Source organism: Pedobacter jeongneungensis, assembly GCF_000633455.1.
Classification (GTDB): Bacteria; Bacteroidota; Bacteroidia; order Sphingobacteriales; family Sphingobacteriaceae; genus Pedobacter; species Pedobacter jeongneungensis_A.
In genome coordinates, this window is the sequence record NZ_AYMG01000020.1 from 25,741 (window position 1) to 45,797 (window position 20,057).

The 20,057-nt window shown below is 40.0% G+C and carries 14 protein-coding genes; 12 read left to right on the top strand and 2 right to left on the bottom strand.

Features of this window, described 5'->3' with window-relative positions; translation table 11 throughout:
• Nucleotides 1-171: 171 nt before the first annotated feature.
• The 10 genes from U859_RS0118665 to U859_RS0118710 all read left to right on the top strand — a co-directional run bounded on the left by U859_RS0118665 (nt 172) and on the right by U859_RS0118710 (nt 15,650).
• A complete protein-coding gene (locus U859_RS0118665; protein ID WP_025144844.1) occupies nt 172-3,450 on the top strand; it encodes a SusC/RagA family TonB-linked outer membrane protein in 3,279 nt (1,092 codons plus the stop codon).
• Between the two features lie 18 nt (nt 3,451-3,468).
• Nucleotides 3,469-5,010, top strand: a complete 1,542-nt coding sequence (gene nanU / locus U859_RS0118670; protein WP_025144845.1) for a SusD family outer membrane lipoprotein NanU — start codon at nt 3,469-3,471, stop codon at nt 5,008-5,010.
• A 158-nt stretch (nt 5,011-5,168) separates the two neighbouring features.
• A complete protein-coding gene (locus U859_RS0118675) occupies nt 5,169-6,116 on the top strand; it encodes a dihydrodipicolinate synthase family protein (RefSeq protein WP_025144846.1) in 948 nt (315 codons plus the stop codon).
• Between the two features lie 127 nt (nt 6,117-6,243).
• On the top strand, nt 6,244-7,398 hold the full coding sequence (locus U859_RS0118680; RefSeq protein ID WP_025144847.1) for a kelch repeat-containing protein: 1,155 nt from the start codon (nt 6,244-6,246) through the stop codon (nt 7,396-7,398).
• Complete coding sequence (locus tag U859_RS0118685) at nt 7,395-8,624, top strand: MFS transporter (protein ID WP_025144848.1); 1,230 nt, start codon at nt 7,395-7,397, stop codon at nt 8,622-8,624. Before U859_RS0118680 ends, U859_RS0118685 begins: the two co-directional genes overlap by 4 nt.
• Before the next feature lie 14 nt (nt 8,625-8,638).
• Nucleotides 8,639-10,192 carry a sialidase family protein gene (locus U859_RS0118690; RefSeq protein WP_025144849.1) on the top strand — a complete coding sequence of 518 codons (1,554 nt, stop codon included), beginning with the start codon at nt 8,639-8,641 and terminating at the stop codon, nt 10,190-10,192.
• 6 nt (nt 10,193-10,198) lie between these two features.
• The gene (locus U859_RS0118695) at nt 10,199-12,271 is read left to right on the top strand and encodes a GDSL-type esterase/lipase family protein (protein WP_025144850.1); all 2,073 of its coding nucleotides are present in this window, start codon (nt 10,199-10,201) and stop codon (nt 12,269-12,271) included.
• 5 nt (nt 12,272-12,276) lie between these two features.
• Nucleotides 12,277-13,470, top strand: a complete 1,194-nt coding sequence (locus U859_RS0118700; RefSeq protein WP_025144851.1) for an AGE family epimerase/isomerase — start codon at nt 12,277-12,279, stop codon at nt 13,468-13,470.
• A 205-nt stretch (nt 13,471-13,675) separates the two neighbouring features.
• The gene (locus U859_RS0118705; protein ID WP_025144852.1) at nt 13,676-14,572 is read left to right on the top strand and encodes a LysR family transcriptional regulator; all 897 of its coding nucleotides are present in this window, start codon (nt 13,676-13,678) and stop codon (nt 14,570-14,572) included.
• A gap of 100 nt (nt 14,573-14,672) precedes the next feature.
• On the top strand, nt 14,673-15,650 hold the full coding sequence (locus U859_RS0118710; protein ID WP_025144853.1) for a YeiH family protein: 978 nt from the start codon (nt 14,673-14,675) through the stop codon (nt 15,648-15,650).
• Nucleotides 15,651-15,734: 84 nt separating this feature from the next.
• Here the strand turns inward: U859_RS0118710 and U859_RS0118715 are convergent, their stop codons facing one another.
• Together U859_RS0118715 and U859_RS0118720 are read right to left on the bottom strand one after the other, a co-directional pair.
• A complete protein-coding gene (locus U859_RS0118715) occupies nt 15,735-16,145 on the bottom strand; it encodes a DUF1348 family protein (protein ID WP_025144854.1) in 411 nt (136 codons plus the stop codon).
• Between the two features lie 78 nt (nt 16,146-16,223).
• On the bottom strand, nt 16,224-17,186 hold the full coding sequence (locus U859_RS0118720; protein WP_025144855.1) for an alpha/beta fold hydrolase: 963 nt from the start codon (nt 17,184-17,186) through the stop codon (nt 16,224-16,226).
• Between the two features lie 87 nt (nt 17,187-17,273).
• Here U859_RS0118720 and U859_RS0118725 point away from each other — a divergent pair, with 87 nt between their 5' ends.
• Nucleotides 17,274-18,149, top strand: coding sequence for a LysR family transcriptional regulator (locus U859_RS0118725; protein ID WP_025144856.1), 876 nt, complete (start codon nt 17,274-17,276; stop codon nt 18,147-18,149).
• A 291-nt stretch (nt 18,150-18,440) separates the two neighbouring features.
• Entirely contained in the window at nt 18,441-19,376 is a 936-nt protein-coding gene (locus tag U859_RS0118730) for a DUF3078 domain-containing protein (RefSeq protein ID WP_025144857.1), read from the top strand.
• Nucleotides 19,377-20,057: the final 681 nt, after the last annotated feature.

Sequence of the window (20,057 nt, forward strand, 5' to 3'; positions counted from 1 at the left end):
TATAATTTATTTTTCTGTTGAAATCTGGCTTTAAATAGGTTTCTGAGCAAATATAAAGTTAAGCAACTAAATTTTTGTAGAAATTTAATCGAAACCACTTGCAAATAAATAAAATAAATCGGTACTTAGTATTATTATGTATAACATAATACAAATTGATATAACCAAATTATGAAAGAAATTTACTTTAAACTCATCAGGCATTGTTTACCATTTGTAATGATAATGGTAACAATTCCGGCATTTGCACAGCAAACCGTTACCGGGAAAGTTACAGATGCCTCAGGACAAGGAATCCCAAGTACTACCGTTTTGGTTAAGGGCACTAAAAACGGAACATCAACCAGTCCGGGAGGTACTTATACCATTAAGGTTAATAAAGGCGACGTGTTGGTTTTTAGTTTAATCGGCTACTTGTCGCAAGAAGTAACCATTCAGGATCAGGCTAACGTTAACGTAAAGCTTTTAGAAGATAGCAAAGGTTTAGATGAAGTAGTGGTAGTGGGCTATGGTACACAAAACAGGAGGAGCGTTACCAGTTCTATTTCTAAATTAGATAAAGAAGTATTGGCCAATACGCCACGATCAAACGCCGCTTCAGCTTTGCAGGGTACCGTTCCGGGGCTACAGGTAGTTACTGCATCCGGACAGCCTGGAGCCGCACCTTCAATATTGCTGCGTGGCGGAGCTTCTATCAACAGTCCGGGCGCACCCCTTGTGATTGTTGATGGGGTAATCAGGTCATTAAGCGACATTTCTTCCGAAAACATCGAATCGATCGAAACTTTAAAAGATGCTTCTGCAACAGCCATTTATGGCGCCAGGGCAAACAATGGGGTAATATTGGTAACCACTAAAACCGGCAAAGCAGGCAGTTCGCAGATCGCCTATAAATTTACAGGAGGTTATAACCAGGAGCGCAAAGGATACCAATATATGGGCGCCGGCGATTATATCTACTATACCCGTTTGGGTTATTTAAATGCGGGCAGAACATTGGCCCAGGCAAATGGCTCGAGGGGTTTGGGCTTGTCGACAAATGCGGCAGATCTGGCCAGTTTTGATATCAGGACCTACATACCTGGTACTACGGTTTTGCCAAGTGGCTGGCAGCTGGTTAACGATCCGTACGGTGGACAAATCATGTATAAAGATCATGGTGGAGAAGTGGAGGACTTAGTTTTTCAGAATACCTATACTAAAGATCATTATGTGAGTGCAAGCGGCGGAAATGAAAAGGGGAAATATTTTGCAGCCTTCGATGCCTATAATGAGGATGGTGTAATTGTAGGTTCGAAATACAAAAGGTACACTGGCGACATTAACGGATCCTATAAAATTAAGCCGAATGTCGAAATCAGCTCAGGCGTAACCTTATCAACATCTTCTCAACTGGGCACCATAGGTGGTGAGGTAAATACTTTATACAGAAGCTTAGCCATCTGGCCAACTTTTAACCCCTGGATTGATGAAGCAAAAATGGTAGCTAATCCCGGCAACAGCAGCAGCGATGGTAATCCTTTATATTGGTTAGGCAGGTTAGACCGCTCGAATGAAGTAAACAGGGTTGTAGCCAATGCTGCCGTAAAATGGGATATTATTCCAGGTCTTTATTTCAAAGCCACGGGTAACGCCTACCTGTTTGAAACATTGGATCAATCTTTCCAAAAATCAACCCAGACTTATGCGCAGATTTTTGCCAATTCGGGTAGCAGTACCACGAGGAACTCAACAAGTAGTTTTGGCAGGGATTTTCAAACACAATACAACGGAATTTTAAATTATACCAAATCTTTCGGAAAACACAATTTTAACCTGATGGGCGGTGGCGAATATTTTGATGTAAAATCTTATGCTTCCCAGGTTTTGGGGCAAAATGCACCAACAGATGATATTCCGACCGCAAATGCCTCTACAACATTCGCTGCGGGATCTAATTACACAACCAGAACAGAATATAAGATTTTATCAGCTTTTAGCCGCTTTGCTTACGATTTCGATCAGAAATACCTGTTTACGGCTGTGTTTAGGCTTGATGGTGCATCTAGTTTGGCCAGCGAAAATAGAAATGGTTTCTTTCCCGGGATTTCTGCAGGCTGGAACGTGCACCGCGAAGAATTTTTTAAGGATTCTAAAATCAGTCAGGTTATTTCGAGCCTGAAACCAAGGATCAGCTATGGTCAGAATGGAAATATTGCAGGTTTGGGCCGGTACGAAACGCAAGGTGTTTACAGCTTACAGGGAAATTATAATGGAAGTGCAGGTTTTTTGAACACCGGGATCATTAATAAGGATTTAAGATGGGAAAAAAGTAAAACCACAGATCTGGGTTTAGACATGGGTTTATTAAACGACCGCATTACTGTTATATTTGATTATTACGACCGTAAAACGAGTGATCTGTTAACCAATCTTGACCTGCCGAGTTATACCGGATTTTCAAGTTTCAGAACCAATTTAGGCACATTTCAGAACAAAGGAGTTGAAATTGGAATAGATGCAAAAATCTTAAGCAAAGGCGATTTTAAATTAAATGCAGGTGCCAATGCTTCATTCGTAAAAAACAAAATCCTGAAATTGCCTTTCAACGGAAATGAGAACAACAGACAAGGCGGTTTACAGATTTACGATCCTGCATCAGGTCAGGTGATATGGGTAGGTGGTTTACAGGAAGGCCAGCCCCTTGGCAATATGTACGGTTACCGTCAGGTTTCTATTTTTAAAGATGCCGCCGAGGTTGCTGCAGTTGCCGGCAACAGAACCGATGCTATAGCTGGTGTAACCGGACCCAATTTAGCTCCAGGAGTTAACGGAAGAATTACCCCCGGAGATGTGAACTGGCAGGATGTAAACGGTGATAACATCATCGATTCAAGGGATCAGGTTTATTTGGGTAACATTTATCCAAAATGGACGGGTGGTTTTAATTTCAATGCCAGTTACAAGGGGTTTGGGTTTTATAACAGATGGGATTTTGCTTTAGGACATACCATTTACAACGATCTTGTGGCCCGTACATTGGGTAACTATCAGGGTACTTTCAACTATATCGATCTACAGGCGCAGGCCTGGTCGCCAACCAACACCGATACCGATATTCCAAAGGTTTATTATGCCGACCAGGTGGCGGGTTCTAAACAAAATTATACCCGTGCCAACAACGGAAATGCCGCATTGAACGGAAACAATTCGCGGTTTTATGAAAAAGGCGATTATTTGTGCCTGAGAGAGGTTACCCTTTCTTACGACCTGCCCAAAGGACTGTTACAGAAATCAAAATTCTTTAACAATGCAAGGATTTATGTAACCGGAAGCAACCTCTTGTACATCACCAAATTTTCAGGTCCATCGCCAGAGCCACCGGTATCGGGAACAACCATTACAGGTATTTATTCAGGAACATATCCAACACCGAGGACATTTATAATGGGACTTCAGGTGGGCTTTTAACAAAAAAACGATCAAAAGATGAAAACGATATTTAGAAATATATTGGTACTGTTAAGCCTGTCTGGCCTGATCTTTACCGGATGTAAAAATGAACTGGACTTAAGTCCGGTGAGTAGTTTAAGCGATGCAAGTTATTGGCAAACTGCCGATCAGTTTGATGCTTTCGTAAATGGCGTATATACCCGTTTTAGGGGGCACAATGCTAATTTTCAATATTTGGGAGAGTTGCGTTCCGATATTTTCGGTACTGATCCCGGTTCTACAGCAACTTTTACAGGCGAGGCAACGCAGGGTTTAGAGCGTATGTGGCTGCAAACACTCGATGCCGATAACGCAGGCGTTAGTGGTTTTGGTGGTTTTTATACCAATATCAACCAGATTAATTTACTGATCCAAAAACTGAATGAAACCAGTATTCTGCCAGATGCAAAAAAGAAAAATTATCTTGGGATGGCCTATGGTTTACGTGCTTTTTATTATTTCCAGATGTATAGAACCTGGGGCAAAACCATTATCCAAACAGCGCCCACAACTTCAGTTGATGTATCCAACCTGGCTAAAGCTGCATCAAGCAAGGCCGATGTAATGGCACTTATTAAAGCAGATATTGAGCTTTCTAATTCAAATTTTGGATCAAGCTATGTTTTTGATGCTAAAAATAAAAAAGGATTTTGGTCAAAAGCAGCTACCCAAATGTTGAAAGCCGAAGTTTACCTGTGGAATGCACACCGGAGCGGAGGGTTAGCCGATGCTACAACAGCTAAAACGGCATTAACCGATATCCAGGCAAATGTTACATTATCATTATTGCCAAATTTTACCGATGTTTTTTCGACCACAAACAAGGATAACAACGAAATTATATTCTCTTCCAAAAATAAATTAGACGAGGCTACATTGGGTTTCATTGGTAATTATGTACCTCAAACAGGTTTAATTGTTAATTTTTACGATTCGGTGGGCAACCGTAAATTTGATGTAGCTACCGATAATTATGGCGGCTTGTTAAGGGCGCCAACCAAAATTGCGACATACCGCAAGTTTAATAACCTCGATCTGCGAAAAAATGTTTCTATTCAGGCCGCCTATACTAAAAATACTGCCGGAACTTATTCAATTGCAGGTGCTTTTCTTAAAAAATATCAGGGCGAGCAAAACGCGGGTAACAGGGTTTATACAAACGATTTTTTGATTTATCGCTATGCAGACCTGTTACTTTTACTGGCTGAGGCAAAGGTGATTTTAGGTGAAAGTCCGGTGGCAGAAATTAACCTGGTTAGGGCGAGGGGATATGGCGCAAATTATAATGCAGCTACTTTGGGTTATCCAAACCAGGCGGTGGATGTAAACGCAAATGAAGCCATTTTAAAAGAACGTTTTCTGGAGTTTGTTGGTGAAGGAAAACGTTGGTACGATTTAAGGCGCATGGGCGATAGTTTCGTTTACGAATATACAAGCATTACCGCGGCAACTTCCTATAAGCTGTTATGGCCTTTAGATCGGAGTACGCTTACCAACAACAGGGCGCTGGTACAAAACCCGGGTTATCCGGTTTTTTAAAGAAATGGAACGTCTTTTCGATTTGATAGCGATCGGATGGAGTGAAGCGGAACGGAGAAATCTTTGAACCTAAAGGTTTCTCCATTAATTCTTAATGCTGAAGTCAGTAGAAATTGGCAACGTTCAGTACTATCTTTTAAATTATACAGAAATACAATATGCAAAACATTAAATTACAAGGACTTATTGCTGCGCCATTTACTCCGTTTCATCAGGATGGTGAATTAAACCTGCAGCTGATTCCGGAATATTATTCATTTTTAAAAAAGAACGGTGTTACAGGTGCTTTTATCTGTGGATCAACCGGAGAAGGGGTTTCGCTTACGCTTGATGAAAAAATGAAAGTAGCCGCAGCATGGGCTGATGCCTGCAAAAGCGATACGCATTTTAAAGTAATGACCTTACTTGGGGGAACCTGCCTGGCTGATTGCAAAGTATTGGCGAAACACGCCTCAGAAATAGGCCTTTATGGCGTTTCATTTACTGCGCCATCTTATTTTAAACCCGCAACTGTTGAGGTTTTGGCCGAAATGTGTGCCGAAATTGCTGCTGTTGTACCCGATATGCCATTTTATTACTATCATATTCCGGTACTAACAGGGGCAAACCACAATATGATCGATTTATTGGAAGCCGTAGATGGTAAAATACCAAATTTCGCAGGCATAAAATACACTCATGAGGATTTTATGGATTTTCTTTCCTGTATGAGTTTCAAAAATAACAAATACGATATGCTTTGGGGTCGCGACGAAAATATACTTTCTGCACTGGTTTTAGATGCAAAAGGTGCTGTAGGAAGTACATTTAATTACCTTGCTCCTTTGTATAATCAATTGATTGAAGCTTTTGAACAAAACGACCTGAAAACTGCCGTTGCATTGCAGCAGAAATCGATCGATTTTATCCGATTATTGGGTAAATATGGTGGAATTGCAACAGGTAAAGCTTATATGAAAATGATCGGGTTAGATTGTGGCGAATTCAGATTACCTGTTAGAAACATGGATGCAGCAGCATTCGTACAATTTAAAACAGATGTTGAAAATTTAGATTTTCAGGCTTTTAAATCGAAAGCTTCTTTAACCACAGATGTACACCGCTAACACGGATTTTATCTCTGTGTATCCTCTTGATCAGGGATTAAATTATGTTTACCTGAAAGGGTGGAGCATGATGAAATTGAAAGCAACAAGTAATGGTTATCTTTATTTGTGCCCAAATTAAATATTAATGAAAAACTTTATTTTATACCTTACTTTCTTGCTTACATCTATCATATCACCAGAATTATTGGCACAGCAACATGTAGAAAATATAACCTGGAGTGTTGCCGCCAAAATACCACCTGCGCCTAAACAAAAAGCAGCTATTGGTTTAGCAGGTGCAATTTCGGGTATTAATCACAATGTTGTACTTATTGCTGGCGGAACAAATTTTCCTGACGGCATGCCTTGGAACGGAGGCAAAAAGAAATATTACAATGATGTTTTTCTATATCTTAAAACTGCAGGTAATCTACGTTTAATGACTACTAAGGAAAACTTGAAATTACCTTTTAATCTGGCTTACGCTGCAGTTTGTAGCACTTCGCATGGAATTGTTGTTGCTGGCGGCGAAAATGAAAACGGACTGAGTAATAAGATATTGATCTTAAATTGGAAAGCTCAACAATTACATGTTAACTTTCTTCCTGATTTGCCAAATGCCTTAAGCAATGCTGCTTTAACCGTAATTGGAGATGTAATCTACCTGGCAGGGGGTGAAGTGGAAAATGGGGCAACCGATCTGTTTTTATCATTAAATTTATCAAAACCGCAGGAGGGATGGAAAAAAATGACCAATCTGCCTCATTCCGTTTCCCATACCGTTTTGCTGCATCCTGAAGATACTCATGAAATTTTCCTCATTGGAGGGCGAAAACGAAACCAGGGTGATACCAGCACCATTTATAATAGTGTATATGCCTTTAATATAGATAAACAAAGCTGGACGGTAAAAAAATCATTGCCTTGTGTTTTATCTGCGGCTGCCGGTATTGCAAACAGAAAAGATCTTTTAATCTTCAGTGGCGATCATGGCCAAACTTTTCATCAGGCAGAAAAACTGATAGCAGCAATCGAACAGGAGCAAGATCCCGTTAAAAAAGAGAACTTAAATCAACAGAAAATTAAACTGCAATCTAATCATCCCGGTTTTAACAGGTCAGTTTTAAAATATGATATTACAAACAACACCTGGCAGACCTTAAAAAACATGATGCCTTATGGTACAGTTACCACCAATGCAGTGGTTTCAGATCATGAGGTGATTATAGCGGGGGGAGAAATTAAAGCAGGAATAAGAACGCCCAATATTTTGGTGGGGAAATTAATGTCTAACAGATGAGAGAGAAAAGATACGCATGGGTGGTAGTTGCACTGCTTTGGTTTGTAGCCTTGTTAAATTACATGGACCGTCAAATGCTTTCAACCATGAAGCCTGCCATGCAGATGGATATTGCCGAACTGCAATCGGCTACCAATTTTGGCTATCTGATGGCTATTTTTCTATGGATTTATGGCTTAATGAGCCCCATATCTGGAATTATTGCCGATAAATTAAACCGGAAATGGCTAATTGTGGGCAGTTTACTGGTTTGGTCGCTGGTTACTTTTTTAATGGGCTACGCTACTACTTTTAATCAGATTTACTGGTTAAGGGCATTAATGGGGGTAAGTGAGGCACTTTATATCCCGGCAGGTTTATCACTAATAGCCGATTACCACAGTTCGAAAACCAGATCGGTAGCCATTGGCATCCACATGACGGGCCTTTACATAGGGCAGGCACTGGGCGGTTTTGGTGCAACCATTGCTTCAAAATTTTCATGGCAGGCTACTTTCCATTCTTTTGGTTTTGTCGGGATTGTTTACGCATTGATTTTGGTATTCTTTCTAAGAGAAAAAAAGAAGGTGCTATTGCAGGAAAAAGAGTCTGTTCAACCAAAACCCTCGCTTTTTAAAGGACTGGCGCTTTTGTTTAGCAATATTTCTTTCTGGATAATCCTCATCTATTTTGCCATCCCTAGTTTACCCGGTTGGGCAACTAAAAATTGGCTTCCCACTTTATTTGCCAATAATTTAGGAATCGATATGGCACAGGCAGGACCAATTTCGACCATTACCATTGCGGCCTCTTCATTTTTAGGAGTAATTTTTGGAGGCATTTTATCCGACAGGTGGGTGCAGAAAAACATTAAAGGGCGTATTTATACCAGCGCCATTGGCCTGGGCTTAACCATTCCGTCTTTATTGCTGATCGGTTTTGGTCATTCTTTGTTCAATATCATAGGAGCGGCCTTTTGTTTCGGTTTTGGCTATGGCATGTTCGATGCCAATAATATGCCTATTCTTTGTCAGTTTGTTCCTTCAAAATACAGGGCTACGGCTTATGGCATAATGAATATGACCGGTGTTTTTGCAGGGGCTTTTATTACCGATTTATTGGGTAAATCAACTGATTCAGGCAGTCTGGGGAAAGATTTCGCCATGTTATCCATCATTGTTTTTATCGCCCTGATGATTCAGCTTTATTTCCTGCGTCCGAAATTTAACGATTTTGAAGATGCTTAAATCAACAGAAAATTATGAGAAAATTTAAAATAAAAGCAGGCTTAGCTTTGCTGCTCCTATTCGCTTCATTTGCATTAAAAGCCTCACCGCCAAAAGGAATCACGATTACAGTCTCATCACCTGTGGTTCCTGTTTTAAAAGGATTGGAAACGAATCCGCTTTTGCGGGTATTGATTTATATCCCGGCTGGTGAAAAAGAAATTTCATTTAATAAGATAGCTGCCAGGCTCAATCCCGCAGGGCTTAAATCTGTAGAAAAAATCGATGTGTATTTTACCGATCAGGAACCGCTTTTTGCAGCTAAAAATAAGTTAACTACCATAAACCCTGCCACTGTAAATATTGGCTTTGAGGTGAACATTAACCTTAAGCCAGGGATGCATTACATTTGGTTTAGTGCTAAGCTTAGAGAGGATGCCGATATCGATTCGAAAATCGAATTTCATGTTAGCCTGGTTGAAGACACAGGTGCAAAAAAATACCTAGTGAAAGAGGAGGGGCAGGGCTACGTAAAAAGATTAGGTGTCGCCGTAAAAAAAGCTGGTGAAAACGGTATCAATACCTTTCGGATTCCCGGGATAACCACTACAGATAAAGGCTCATTAATTGCCGTTTACGATATCCGTTATAAAAATTCAGGAGACCTGCCCGGAAATATTGATGTAGGGATGAGCCGAAGTACTGATGGGGGCAAAAACTGGGCGCCATTGAAAGTGATTATGGACATGGGCGAGCCGAACGAAAACAATGGGGTTGGCGATCCGGCCATACTTTTCGATCCCGTTACTAAAAAGATTTGGGTGGCAGCACTATGGAGTAAAGGAAACAGATCTATTGCAGGATCAAAACCCGGTTTATCAGAAGATGTTACCGGCCAGTTGGTGTTGGTGAGCAGTGATGATGACGGATTAACCTGGTCGGCACCTAAAAGCATCACCAAAAATGTTAAAGATCCTGAATGGAACCTGTTTTTTAATGGGCCGGGTAGCGGTATCGCAATGGCAGATGGTAAACTGGTTTTTGCAGCGCAATACTGGGATGAAAATGCCATGCCTTATTCTACTTTGTTGTACAGTAATGATCATGGTGCAACCTGGAAAACAGAAGACGGGCCAAAGCCAAATACTACAGAAAGTCAGATTATTGAAACCACGCCAGGTGCTTTAATGCTCAACATGCGCGATAACCGCGGCAGTTTTAGAAGTGTAGCCACCACTACAGATCTGGGTAAAACCTGGACAGAGCACCATACCTCTTATAATGCCCTCCAAGATCCGGTTTGTATGGCAAGTTTTATTAAAGCAAATGTATTGGTAAAGGGCAGACAGAAAGAGGTAGTGTTTTTCGGAAATAATAATACACAGTTTAACCGCTATAATTTAACCATAAAAGCCAGTTTGGATCTGGGTGAAAGCTGGAACAGGAAAAATGAACTCCTTATCGATGACAGAAAGTTTTATGGTTATTCTTCCATAACAAAGATTGATGAGAAAACCATAGGTTTCTTTTACGAAGGGTTGAAAGATCTATATTTTGTCCGCATTCCGGTGAGCGAAATTGTTAAATAACCTTCAATGAAAGCTTTTTTAAGACTATCAATCGGGCTGATCTTACTGTTCGGCGCAAATACTTATGCACAAAAAATAAAAATAGCCTGCATCGGAAATTCTGTAACAGCGGGTTATTTGCTGCCAGAACCGAGAAAAGAAGCTTACCCCGCGCAATTGCAACAGCTTTTGGGTGAGCAATATTTGGTGGGTAATTTTGGTCATAGCGGGGCTACATTGCTGAAAAAGGGCCATAATCCATACTATAAAACAAAAGAATTTAGTGAGGTATTAAATTTTCGCCCCGATATTGCGATTATCCACCTTGGTTTAAATGATACCGATCCGCGGAACTGGCCAAATTATAAAGGCGATTTTCAATCGGATTACCAATGGCTGATAGACAGCTTAAAACAGGGAAACCCTAAGCTTAAAATTTATATCTGCAAACTAAGCCCCGTTTTTAGCGGTCATCCGAGGTTTAAATCCGGAACACGGGATTGGTACTGGCAGATTCAGGGTAAAATTGTACAGGTAGCAAAAGCAAATGGATTTGAACTCATCGACCTCAATACAGCATTGAATAACCGTCCTGACTTATTTGCTGATTACTTGCACCCGGATACTACCGGAGCAGCTATAATTGCTAAAACCGTATATGCACATTTAACAGGGAATTTTGGCGGCTTCAAATTACACCCATTGTTCACCGATCACATGGTTTTGCAGCGCGATAAACAAATCCCGGTTTATGGAAGAGCGAATGCCGGAGATCAGGTTGAAGTTGAGTTTAACCACCTTACACTACGAACCACGGCAAATGTTAACGGGAAGTGGAAAGTATTTTTTAAACCAATGAAATTTGGCGGGCCTTATACCCTTAAAGTTAAGGCAGGTAAACAACGTATTTTATTAAATGATGTGATGATTGGCGACGTATGGTTATGTTCCGGTCAATCGAACATGGCTTTCCCATTAAAATCATCGGCAACTGCCGAGGCTACCTTAAGCCATTTAAATAAAAATCTTCCCATCAGGTTATTGAAGTTTAATCCACTTGCCGAAACAGATAACATTACCTGGGACATCAAAACACTGGACGCAGTAAATGCGCTTAATTATTTTTCCGGAAGCTGGGCCAAACCTGAAGAAAACACAGTGGGCGATTTCTCTGCAGTGGCTTATTATTTTGGAGAAAAGTTAGCTCTGAGCGAACAGGTTCCGGTTGGACTTATTCAAATGGCGGTTGGAGGATCAACATTAGAATCGTGGATGGATCGAACAACATTAGAACATGATGATCTCCTGATTGATCTGTTAGCCAACTGGCGTAAATCCGACTTTATCCAGGATTGGGCACGTGACAGGGCAGCGGTAAACCTTAAAAATGCGATTAATCCAAAACAGCGGCACCCTTACGAACCTGCTTACAATAATGAAGCGGGGATCTCAACTTTAACCGAATTTCCGATAAAAGGGGTGATATGGTACCAGGGAGAGAGCAATGCGCAAAATGTGGAGTTATTTAATCATGAATTTCCGCTGTTGGTTAAAAGCTGGCGCAAAAAATGGAATGATAATTTTCCTTTTTATTATGTTCAACTTTCTTCTATTGATCGCCCTTCATGGCCCTGTTTTAGAGATGCGCAACGGAAACTGCAGGCCATTATCCCAAATTCGGGCATGGCGGTAAGTTCCGATCTGGGCGATTCGCTAAATGTTCACCCTGCACATAAAAAAGAAATAGGCGAACGGCTGGCTTTATTAGCCATAAAAAACAATTATCATAGGCAGATTCAAGCCAGTGGTCCCGTAGCGGTGGCAGCCAGAAGGATTGAGCATACCATCATTATTCACTTTGCTCATGCTAAAAAACTGATGGCTGGTTCCGGCTTAGCCGTAAAAGGTTTTGAAGTAGAAGATGAGAAAGGCAATCATTGGCCTGTTAAAGCAGTTATTTTTAACAATACCGTGCATTTAACTGTACCTGCGAAGTTAAAGATCATACAAGTTTTATATGCCTGGCAGCCCTTTACACGTGCCAATTTAATGAACGAGGCCAAACTGCCGGCTTCAACTTTTTCCATTTCTATAAATTAAAAAATATGAGTTATACTGCCGAAGAACTGCAAAATCTTGCTGTATTCTATAAAAACCAGTTATTAAATAACACGGTTCCATTTTGGTTTCCAAGATCAATTGATCAGGAACATGGCGGTTACCTGCTCATGCGAGACCGGGATGGAAGTTTGATCGACGACGATAAAGCGGTGTGGATCCAGGGCCGTGCTGCATGGTTGTTATCAACCCTTTGTAATACAATTGAACATAAAAAAGAATGGTTAGATGGAGCCAAATCTGGTATCGACTTTTTAAATAACCATTGTTTTGACACTGACGGACAGATGTTTTTTCATGTAACCCATGATGGGCAACCGATTCGCAAAAGGCGCTATTATTTTTCTGAAACCTTTGCGGTGATTGCCAATGCTGCTTATGCACAGGCAAGTGGTGATGAAACCGCTGCGGAAAAAGCGAGGTATCTGTTTGGAAAGTGTATCGAATATGCCACAACACCAGGTTTATTACCAGCAAAATTTACTGGTACCAGGCCAGCAAAAGGTATTGGAGTGCCCATGATTATGATGAATACTGCCCAGCAGCTGAGAGAAACCATTGGCGATCCCCGTTGCGATGAATGGATTTCGAAATGGATTGAAGAAATAAAAAACGATTTTGTGAAAGATGATATCCACTGTGTGATGGAACAGGTAGCGCCAGATGGCAGTATAATCGATCATATAGACGGAAGAACTTTAAATCCCGGCCATGCCATAGAAGGTGCCTGGTTTATCTTGCACGAAGCAAAATACCGCAATAACGATCCCGAACTGATTAAACTCGGCTGTAAAATGCTCGATTATATGTGGGAACGTGGCTGGGACAAAGAATATGGCGGGATTTTGTATTTTAAAGATGTGTACAATAAACCGGTGCAGGAATATTGGCAGGATATGAAATTATGGTGGCCGCAGAACGAAACCATAATTGCGACATTACTGGCCTATACGTTAACCGGCGATGAAAAATATGCCCGCTGGCATAAAATGGTTCATGATTATGCTTACGATAAATTTCACGATAAAGAACATGGTGAATGGTTCGGCTACCTGCACCGCGATGGAACCGTCGCACAAACCGCTAAAGGCAACTTATTTAAAGGACCTTTTCATTTGCCAAGGCAAGAGTGGTATTGTGCAAAGTTATTGGAAGAATTGGGTTTTAGTGCAGAATCCTGAGTTGGCAGGTTAGAGTTGATATTGCTTTTAAACAAGTATTTGAATAATCACCAATAAACAATAAACGATGGATAATAACTAATAACTAATAATCAATCAAGCCAATTAACGAATTACTAATGACTAATGAACTAATGACTAATGAACTAATGGCTAATGAACTAACAAACCAGAATCCATATGCTTGTAAATATTTATAATTTATATGCTTGATTTCAGATTGCAGGTTTTTTATGCCGTGGCCAAGCGCCTCAATTTTACCCGTGCGGCGGCTGAACTATTTATTTCACAACCTGCAGTAACCAAACATGTTAAAGAATTGGAGGCACAATATAAAACAACACTTTTTGAGCGTAGCGGAAATAAAAAAATAGAATTAACTGCTGCGGGAAAAGTGCTGCTAGCCTACGTAGAGCAATTAATTTCGGTTTATGCCGAGCTGGAGTACGATATAAACCTGTTGAACAAAGAGCATGGCGGCATATTGAGGATAGGCGCCAGCACAACCGTTGCACAGTATATTTTGCCAAAGGTACTTGCCCTGTTCCATAAAAAATTTGCTTCTGTCAATATTCAGTTGCTTACCGGCAATACAGAAGACATTGAACAAGCCTTGCTGGCTAAAGAGGTCGAAATCGGCATCATAGAAGGTTTTTCGCGTAGTTCGCAGATGAGTTATGAGCCTTATCTGCGTGATGAAATTGTATTGGTAGCCGCCTCAAACAACAACAAAATCAAAAAAGACACTGTAAAGCCGGAAGAACTGCTCAATTATCCATTTCTGTTAAGAGAGCCAGGTTCTGGTACGCGTGAGGTAATCGGTATTGCCCTGGCTAAGCACGGCATCAAACTTGCTGATCTGAAAATGGAAATGCAGTTGGGTGGTACAGAGAGTATTAAAGCCTATTTAAGCCATAGCGATTGTTTAGCTTTTGTTTCGGTATATGCCATATTAAAAGAACTCAGGGATAATGAACTCCGGATTATCGACATTAGAGGAATGGATATCGAAAGGCCTTTTCATTTTATCCGCCAGCACGGGCAACCCTCTTCGCTTGCAGAACTGTTTATTCGGTTTGCTAAAAACCAGAAAATTGATTAATTAAATGAATTTCGATAACTATTAGTTATGGATGATTAATAGTTGTGATAAAAATTTGCGTTTATTGTGATGGATATTTGGATATCGAAAAAATAACAAAATGAATATTCATACCCATGCAGCTTCCTCAGATGACGGACTTATCCTAAAAGTAGGGCCTTCAACCAAAAAGATCATATTTATAATTTGTGCAGCGCTTTGCCTATCACCGTTCATAAGTCCTACAATTGCTTTGCTGCTTGGGTTTATCATTGCGCAGTTTACCGATCATCCTTACCTCGCGCTTAACCACAAAGGCACCAGTTTATTGCTTCAGTTTTCTGTTGTAGGGCTGGGTTTTGGCATGAATGTACATTCAGCACTTCAGGCAGGTAGGGAGGGTATCATTTTTACCATTTTTTCAATTATAGGCACCCTGATTTTAGGTTACTTTATCGGGAAATGGCTTAAGATCGGGAAGAAAACTTCTTACCTCATCTCATCCGGTACGGCAATTTGTGGCGGAAGTGCTATTGCAGCAATTTCACCCGTAATTTTGGCAGAAGAAAAAGAGGTTTCAGTTGCTTTGGGCTGCGTGTTCATTTTCAATGCTTTAGCGCTTTTTATTTTCCCCTTTTTAGGACATTATTTAAACCTTTCGCAAACGCAGTTTGGTTTATGGTGCGCCATTGCCATACACGATACCAGCTCTGTAGTAGGGGCTGCAAGTAAATTTGGAGAAAAAGCACTCGAAGTAACCACAACCGTAAAACTGGCACGTGCATTATGGATTATCCCGGTAGCCTTTCTTTCTACCTTTTTATTTAAAAACCCATCTAAGAAAATCAGTTTTCCTTATTTCATCATCCTGTTTGTTATTGCCATTGTTGCCAATACTTATCTGCCTGTAGTTGCAATATGGAGCCCTTATTTAATTGCCATTGCTAAGGCAGGGCTCACCCTTACACTCTTTTTAATAGGAGCCGGACTTTCACGTAAAATCTTATTAGCGGTAGGTTTCAGACCCCTGCTTCAGGGTTTGTTGCTTTGGACGACGATTTCTGTAGTAGCGCTTTACGCTGTAATACATTTAGGATAGAAATGAAGACAATTACAAAATCTTTGAACCACCAGGTTATCGTTCAAAGATTTTGTTTCTCATTTCCCTGCCAACCATTGCAAATTACAAATAACGATCCTCTTCTGTAATCTCCAGATCATTAATACTGGCATAACGTTTCTGCATCAAGCCATTTTCGTCAAATTCCCACAGCTCGTTGCCATAACTGCGGTGCCATTGGCCAGCGCCATTACGCCATTCATATTCGAACCTCACTGCTATACGGTTTTCGGCAAAGGTCCATAACTCTTTTTTGAGTTTGTAATCCAGTTCATTTGCCCATTTGGTGGCTAAAAAGGCTTTAACTTCTTCGCGGCCATTGATAAACTCATTTCGGTTGCGCCATTCTGTATCAATCGTGTAAGCCAAACATACTTTCTCCGGATCACGGCTGTTCCAGGCATCTTCTGCCATTTGCACTTTCTGTAAAGCAGTTTCATAGGTAAATGGTGGCATTGGAGGTTTTTGTTCCATGGTTTTATTTATTAGAGATAAAAGTAATTTTTATTGCCACAATTGCCTGCTTTAAGTAAACAATTGTGGCATGGTGGATTATTTAGGTAAAGTCGCTAAAAATTTCAGGATCTCATTTCCTATTTCATATCCATGCGATTCTAATGCAAAATGCCCGGTGTTATAAAATTTAACAATTGCATCAGGCACGTCTTTTTTATAAGCTTCTGCTCCTGCAGGTAAAAAGAAAGGATCTTTATTGCCCCAAACGGCTAAGATTTTTGGTTTGTATGTTCTAAAATATTCCTGGAATTTGGGATATAGTGCTACATTGCTTTTATAGTCCTTTAAAAAATCCAGCTGAATCTCTGCCACACCCGGGCGGTCGAGAAAATATTGGTCTAAAGTATACGATTCTGGAGCAATAACAGATGGATCAGTAACTCCGGTAAGATATTGGAATTTAGTTGCATCATGGGTTAAAAATTCCTTTAATGCTGCTCTGTTGGCTGGTGTATCATTTTTCCAATAGCGTTGTATGGGGTTCCAACCTTCGCTTAGACCTTCTTCATAAGCATTTCCATTTTGCGAAATAATTCCTGTGATTTTTTCTGGATTAGCCAAAGCGAGGCGGTATCCGGTAGGTGCTCCATAATCAAAAACATATACCGCGAAACGGTTCAGTTTTAATCCTTCGATAAAACCCTGCATGGTTTTGGCCAGGTTATCAAAAGTATAATCGAATTTAGAACGCTCAGGAAGCTCTGTATAACCAAAGCCTGGCAAATCAGGTGCAATTACATGGTGTTTTTCACTCAGCATCGGGATGAGGTTACGGAACATGTGCGATGAAGTTGGGTAACCGTGAAGCAGTAAAATGGTCGGCGCATTTACAGGACCGGCTTCGCGATAAAAAATACTCAGGCCATTAACACTTATATGGCGATAATGAACATTAGTTGATGATGTAGTTGGATGTGTTGCTGGAGTTGATTGTGCCATAACGTTTAATTTTGTTAACAAAACAGCCAGAATAATGCCGGCTAATTTTAGGTTTTTCATTTATCATTTATTTTTACCAAAACTATATAGTATATTTAATCATTAAAAATGATTTATAATGATATTATAAATCGTAATTTGTGATTTATGAATACCAATGATCTGAATTTGTTCGAGGCAGTTGCCCATTATGGCAGTTTTACCAAAGCAGCCGAAGCCATGTTTACTGTACAATCGAACGTTACTGCCAGGATTAAAAACCTTGAAGAAGAATTCGGTACACCGCTTTTTACAAGAACATCCAGAAAAGTAGCGCTAACGGCAGCAGGGGAGACCTTAATGCGTTATAGCAAGCAGCTTAATCATATTATAGATGAAGCTAAGAGAACAATTGGTAAAAATGACCGCGTTAAAGGACAGGTTAAAATAGGCTTTCTGGAAACAATGATGACACTTGAAGGGCCAAAAATGGTTAATGAACTTGCCGTTAAATTCCCCCATGTCGACCTTGAATTTAGATCCGCCATGCGTCCGAGTTTGTTGAGTGATGTGCTAAATTATAGGTTAGATGCAGCCTTTGTACCCTCGCCGATTGATCATCCAGAACTGGAACAGATCAGGATTAAAGAAGAGGAGATTGTTGTGGTTGCACCGGGCAATTGCAAAAGTTTAGAGGAACTACTCGAAAAGAAACCAATCAGAACCATCGTGTTTGATCAGGGCTGTGTATTTAGGGCAAGGCTCGATTCGTGGCTGGTGAGTAAGGGGGTCGATCAGTATCATAAAACGGTGATGAACTCTATCGAAGGGGTGGTTAATTTTATTGAATCGGGCATTGGTTTTAGTTTCCTGCCCAAAGAAATCATCACTACTTTTTATAGCAGCAAAAAAATCAAAACTTTTGCCCTCCCACGCGAACTTGGATTAATGACCACCTTATTTGTGTACCGGAAAGATGTGCCGCCTTCGCCAGCATTACAGGGGTTTATCAGTCTGTTTGATAAGGATAAAGCTCAGTTATAAATTTGCAAAACTAAATCCCTCAGCTGGTCCTAAAAAAGGTCATCATTTCTGATGGCTTTTTTTAGGATTTTTATGTCCAGAAAATTAAAACGGTATTTCCCTAAATTACCTTGTTAAAGAATCAAAGTAGCTTTTCACAGCAACAAAAAGGTCATCCATCGATTATGCCTTTTAAAATTGACTGTGCATATCGATCTTGAATTATTCTTTTTGTTGAGGAACAAGATTCCTCTCTAATCAAAAAATGAAATTCAAATATTGTAAACGCTAAACCTGAAAACTACCTGATTTATGAAAAAACATTTACTATTAACACTATCATCATTAATAAGCATTTATAGCTTTGGCCAAACCGTAAAAGACGGAAAAGTTGATACCGAGAGCGGTAAAATGTTGAACAAACTCGATTCTGCTAAAAAACAGGAGGGTTGGACAGTACGTGGAACAAATACCTTATTGTTAAATCAGGCCGCATTTTCTAACTGGGTAGCTGGAGGGATCAACTCGGTTGCACTAACAGCCAGAGCTGATTATGAATTTAACCTGAAACGAGGGAAAAACCTTTGGGAAAACCGTCTTTTAGCAGGTTATGGCTTACGCTCTGAGCAGAAAAGCCAAACCACAAAAGTAGAAGATGTTATCGATTTAACTTCAAAATATGGTTACCAGATTAATCAAAGCAATTGGTTTGCTGCTGCTGCACTCAATATAAAAACCCAGTTCAGCAAAGGTTATGATTACAGCAAGCCGGAACAGGGGTATCTGTCTAACTTTTTATCGCCTGGTTATTTAACATTTGGTTTTGGCGTTGATTATATACCAAATGATAATTTCCAGATCAGTATCCATCCGCTTACTTCACGTTTAACTTTTGTGAAGGATGATGCCGTTTTCGATCCAAACAGAGATGGTGTGCCAACAGAAGCTTTTGGTGTTGAGCCGGGCAAACATTTTGTTTATCAATTTGGTGCTTATGTAGGTGGAAGATACAAAGCTAAACTGATGGAAAATATCCTTTTAGATAACCGTTTAGGTGTTTTTAGTAATTACCTGAAAGATCCGCAGAATTTAGTGGTGGCCTATTCTGCCATTCTTGATATGAAAGTAAACCGCTATATTTCTACACAAATTACCGCAGATTTATTTTATGATAATAATCAAATTGGTAAGCTGCAGCTTAAAGAAACTTTGGGTGTAGGCTTAACTTATAAATTTGGGAAATATTAAAGGATAAAGGGGAGATTGATTCTAATTTCTATCTGGAAGTACAACTCCAGGTGCATCTGTTAAAATTCGTAATGCAATAAAAAAGCCATCATTTCTGATGGCTTTTTTTATCGATTTTTTTGATGTACTCGGGGCGGGAATCGAACTGTGTCCTTAAGTGGTTGATTTACAAAGATATCTTTGTGTTCAAAACGTTGGAAGCACGGATGACGCACTAGAGCCTCATATGGTCAGGATATCAAATTACTTGTTACTAAAAAGCCTGCAATACTTAAATTATTGATTCAAGTCACTACAATCCTTATCAATTCAAAGTTACGAATTCCTAGCTTAATATACGCGACCGATATTTAAATTTTGTCGATATATGAAAAGGTCATTGAAAACGTTAGTGTACACCTCCACCTATTATTTGATATGGCATGTAGTATTCCGAGATCGTTGCAAGGAAAGGTATGATCCGGACTGACCAGAAAAGAATTATAAAATTAGTAATAGATTATAGGTCTGGAATACCAACTTATTGTTTGTAATAAATTGACAAAAGTTGTATTTTACACAAAAAAAGATATGGCACATATATTATTGGATCGCGCAGTACCCTATACTAGGGACCACGATATTAGCGTTCCGGAAGGCTTTGTTTTCAGCCGTTCATTAGGAGCATGGTACTCAACAGTC

Excerpts from the sequence above, each read along its gene's own strand:
- U859_RS0118665 (WP_025144844.1), top strand. The coding sequence starts at position 172 with ATGAAAGAAATTTACTTTAAACTCATCAGGCATTGTTTACCATTTGTA.
- nanU (WP_025144845.1), top strand. The coding sequence starts at position 3,469 with ATGAAAACGATATTTAGAAATATATTGGTACTGTTAAGCCTGTCTGGC.
- U859_RS0118675 (WP_025144846.1), top strand. The coding sequence starts at position 5,169 with ATGCAAAACATTAAATTACAAGGACTTATTGCTGCGCCATTTACTCCG.
- U859_RS0118680 (WP_025144847.1), top strand. The coding sequence starts at position 6,244 with ATGAAAAACTTTATTTTATACCTTACTTTCTTGCTTACATCTATCATA.
- U859_RS0118685 (WP_025144848.1), top strand. The coding sequence starts at position 7,395 with ATGAGAGAGAAAAGATACGCATGGGTGGTAGTTGCACTGCTTTGGTTT.
- U859_RS0118690 (WP_025144849.1), top strand. The coding sequence starts at position 8,639 with ATGAGAAAATTTAAAATAAAAGCAGGCTTAGCTTTGCTGCTCCTATTC.
- U859_RS0118695 (WP_025144850.1), top strand. The coding sequence starts at position 10,199 with ATGAAAGCTTTTTTAAGACTATCAATCGGGCTGATCTTACTGTTCGGC.
- U859_RS0118700 (WP_025144851.1), top strand. The coding sequence starts at position 12,277 with ATGAGTTATACTGCCGAAGAACTGCAAAATCTTGCTGTATTCTATAAA.
- U859_RS0118705 (WP_025144852.1), top strand. The coding sequence starts at position 13,676 with ATGCTTGATTTCAGATTGCAGGTTTTTTATGCCGTGGCCAAGCGCCTC.
- U859_RS0118710 (WP_025144853.1), top strand. The coding sequence starts at position 14,673 with ATGAATATTCATACCCATGCAGCTTCCTCAGATGACGGACTTATCCTA.
- U859_RS0118715 (WP_025144854.1), bottom strand. The coding sequence starts at position 16,145 with ATGGAACAAAAACCTCCAATGCCACCATTTACCTATGAAACTGCTTTA.
- U859_RS0118720 (WP_025144855.1), bottom strand. The coding sequence starts at position 17,186 with ATGAAAAACCTAAAATTAGCCGGCATTATTCTGGCTGTTTTGTTAACA.
- U859_RS0118725 (WP_025144856.1), top strand. The coding sequence starts at position 17,274 with ATGAATACCAATGATCTGAATTTGTTCGAGGCAGTTGCCCATTATGGC.
- U859_RS0118730 (WP_025144857.1), top strand. The coding sequence starts at position 18,441 with ATGAAAAAACATTTACTATTAACACTATCATCATTAATAAGCATTTAT.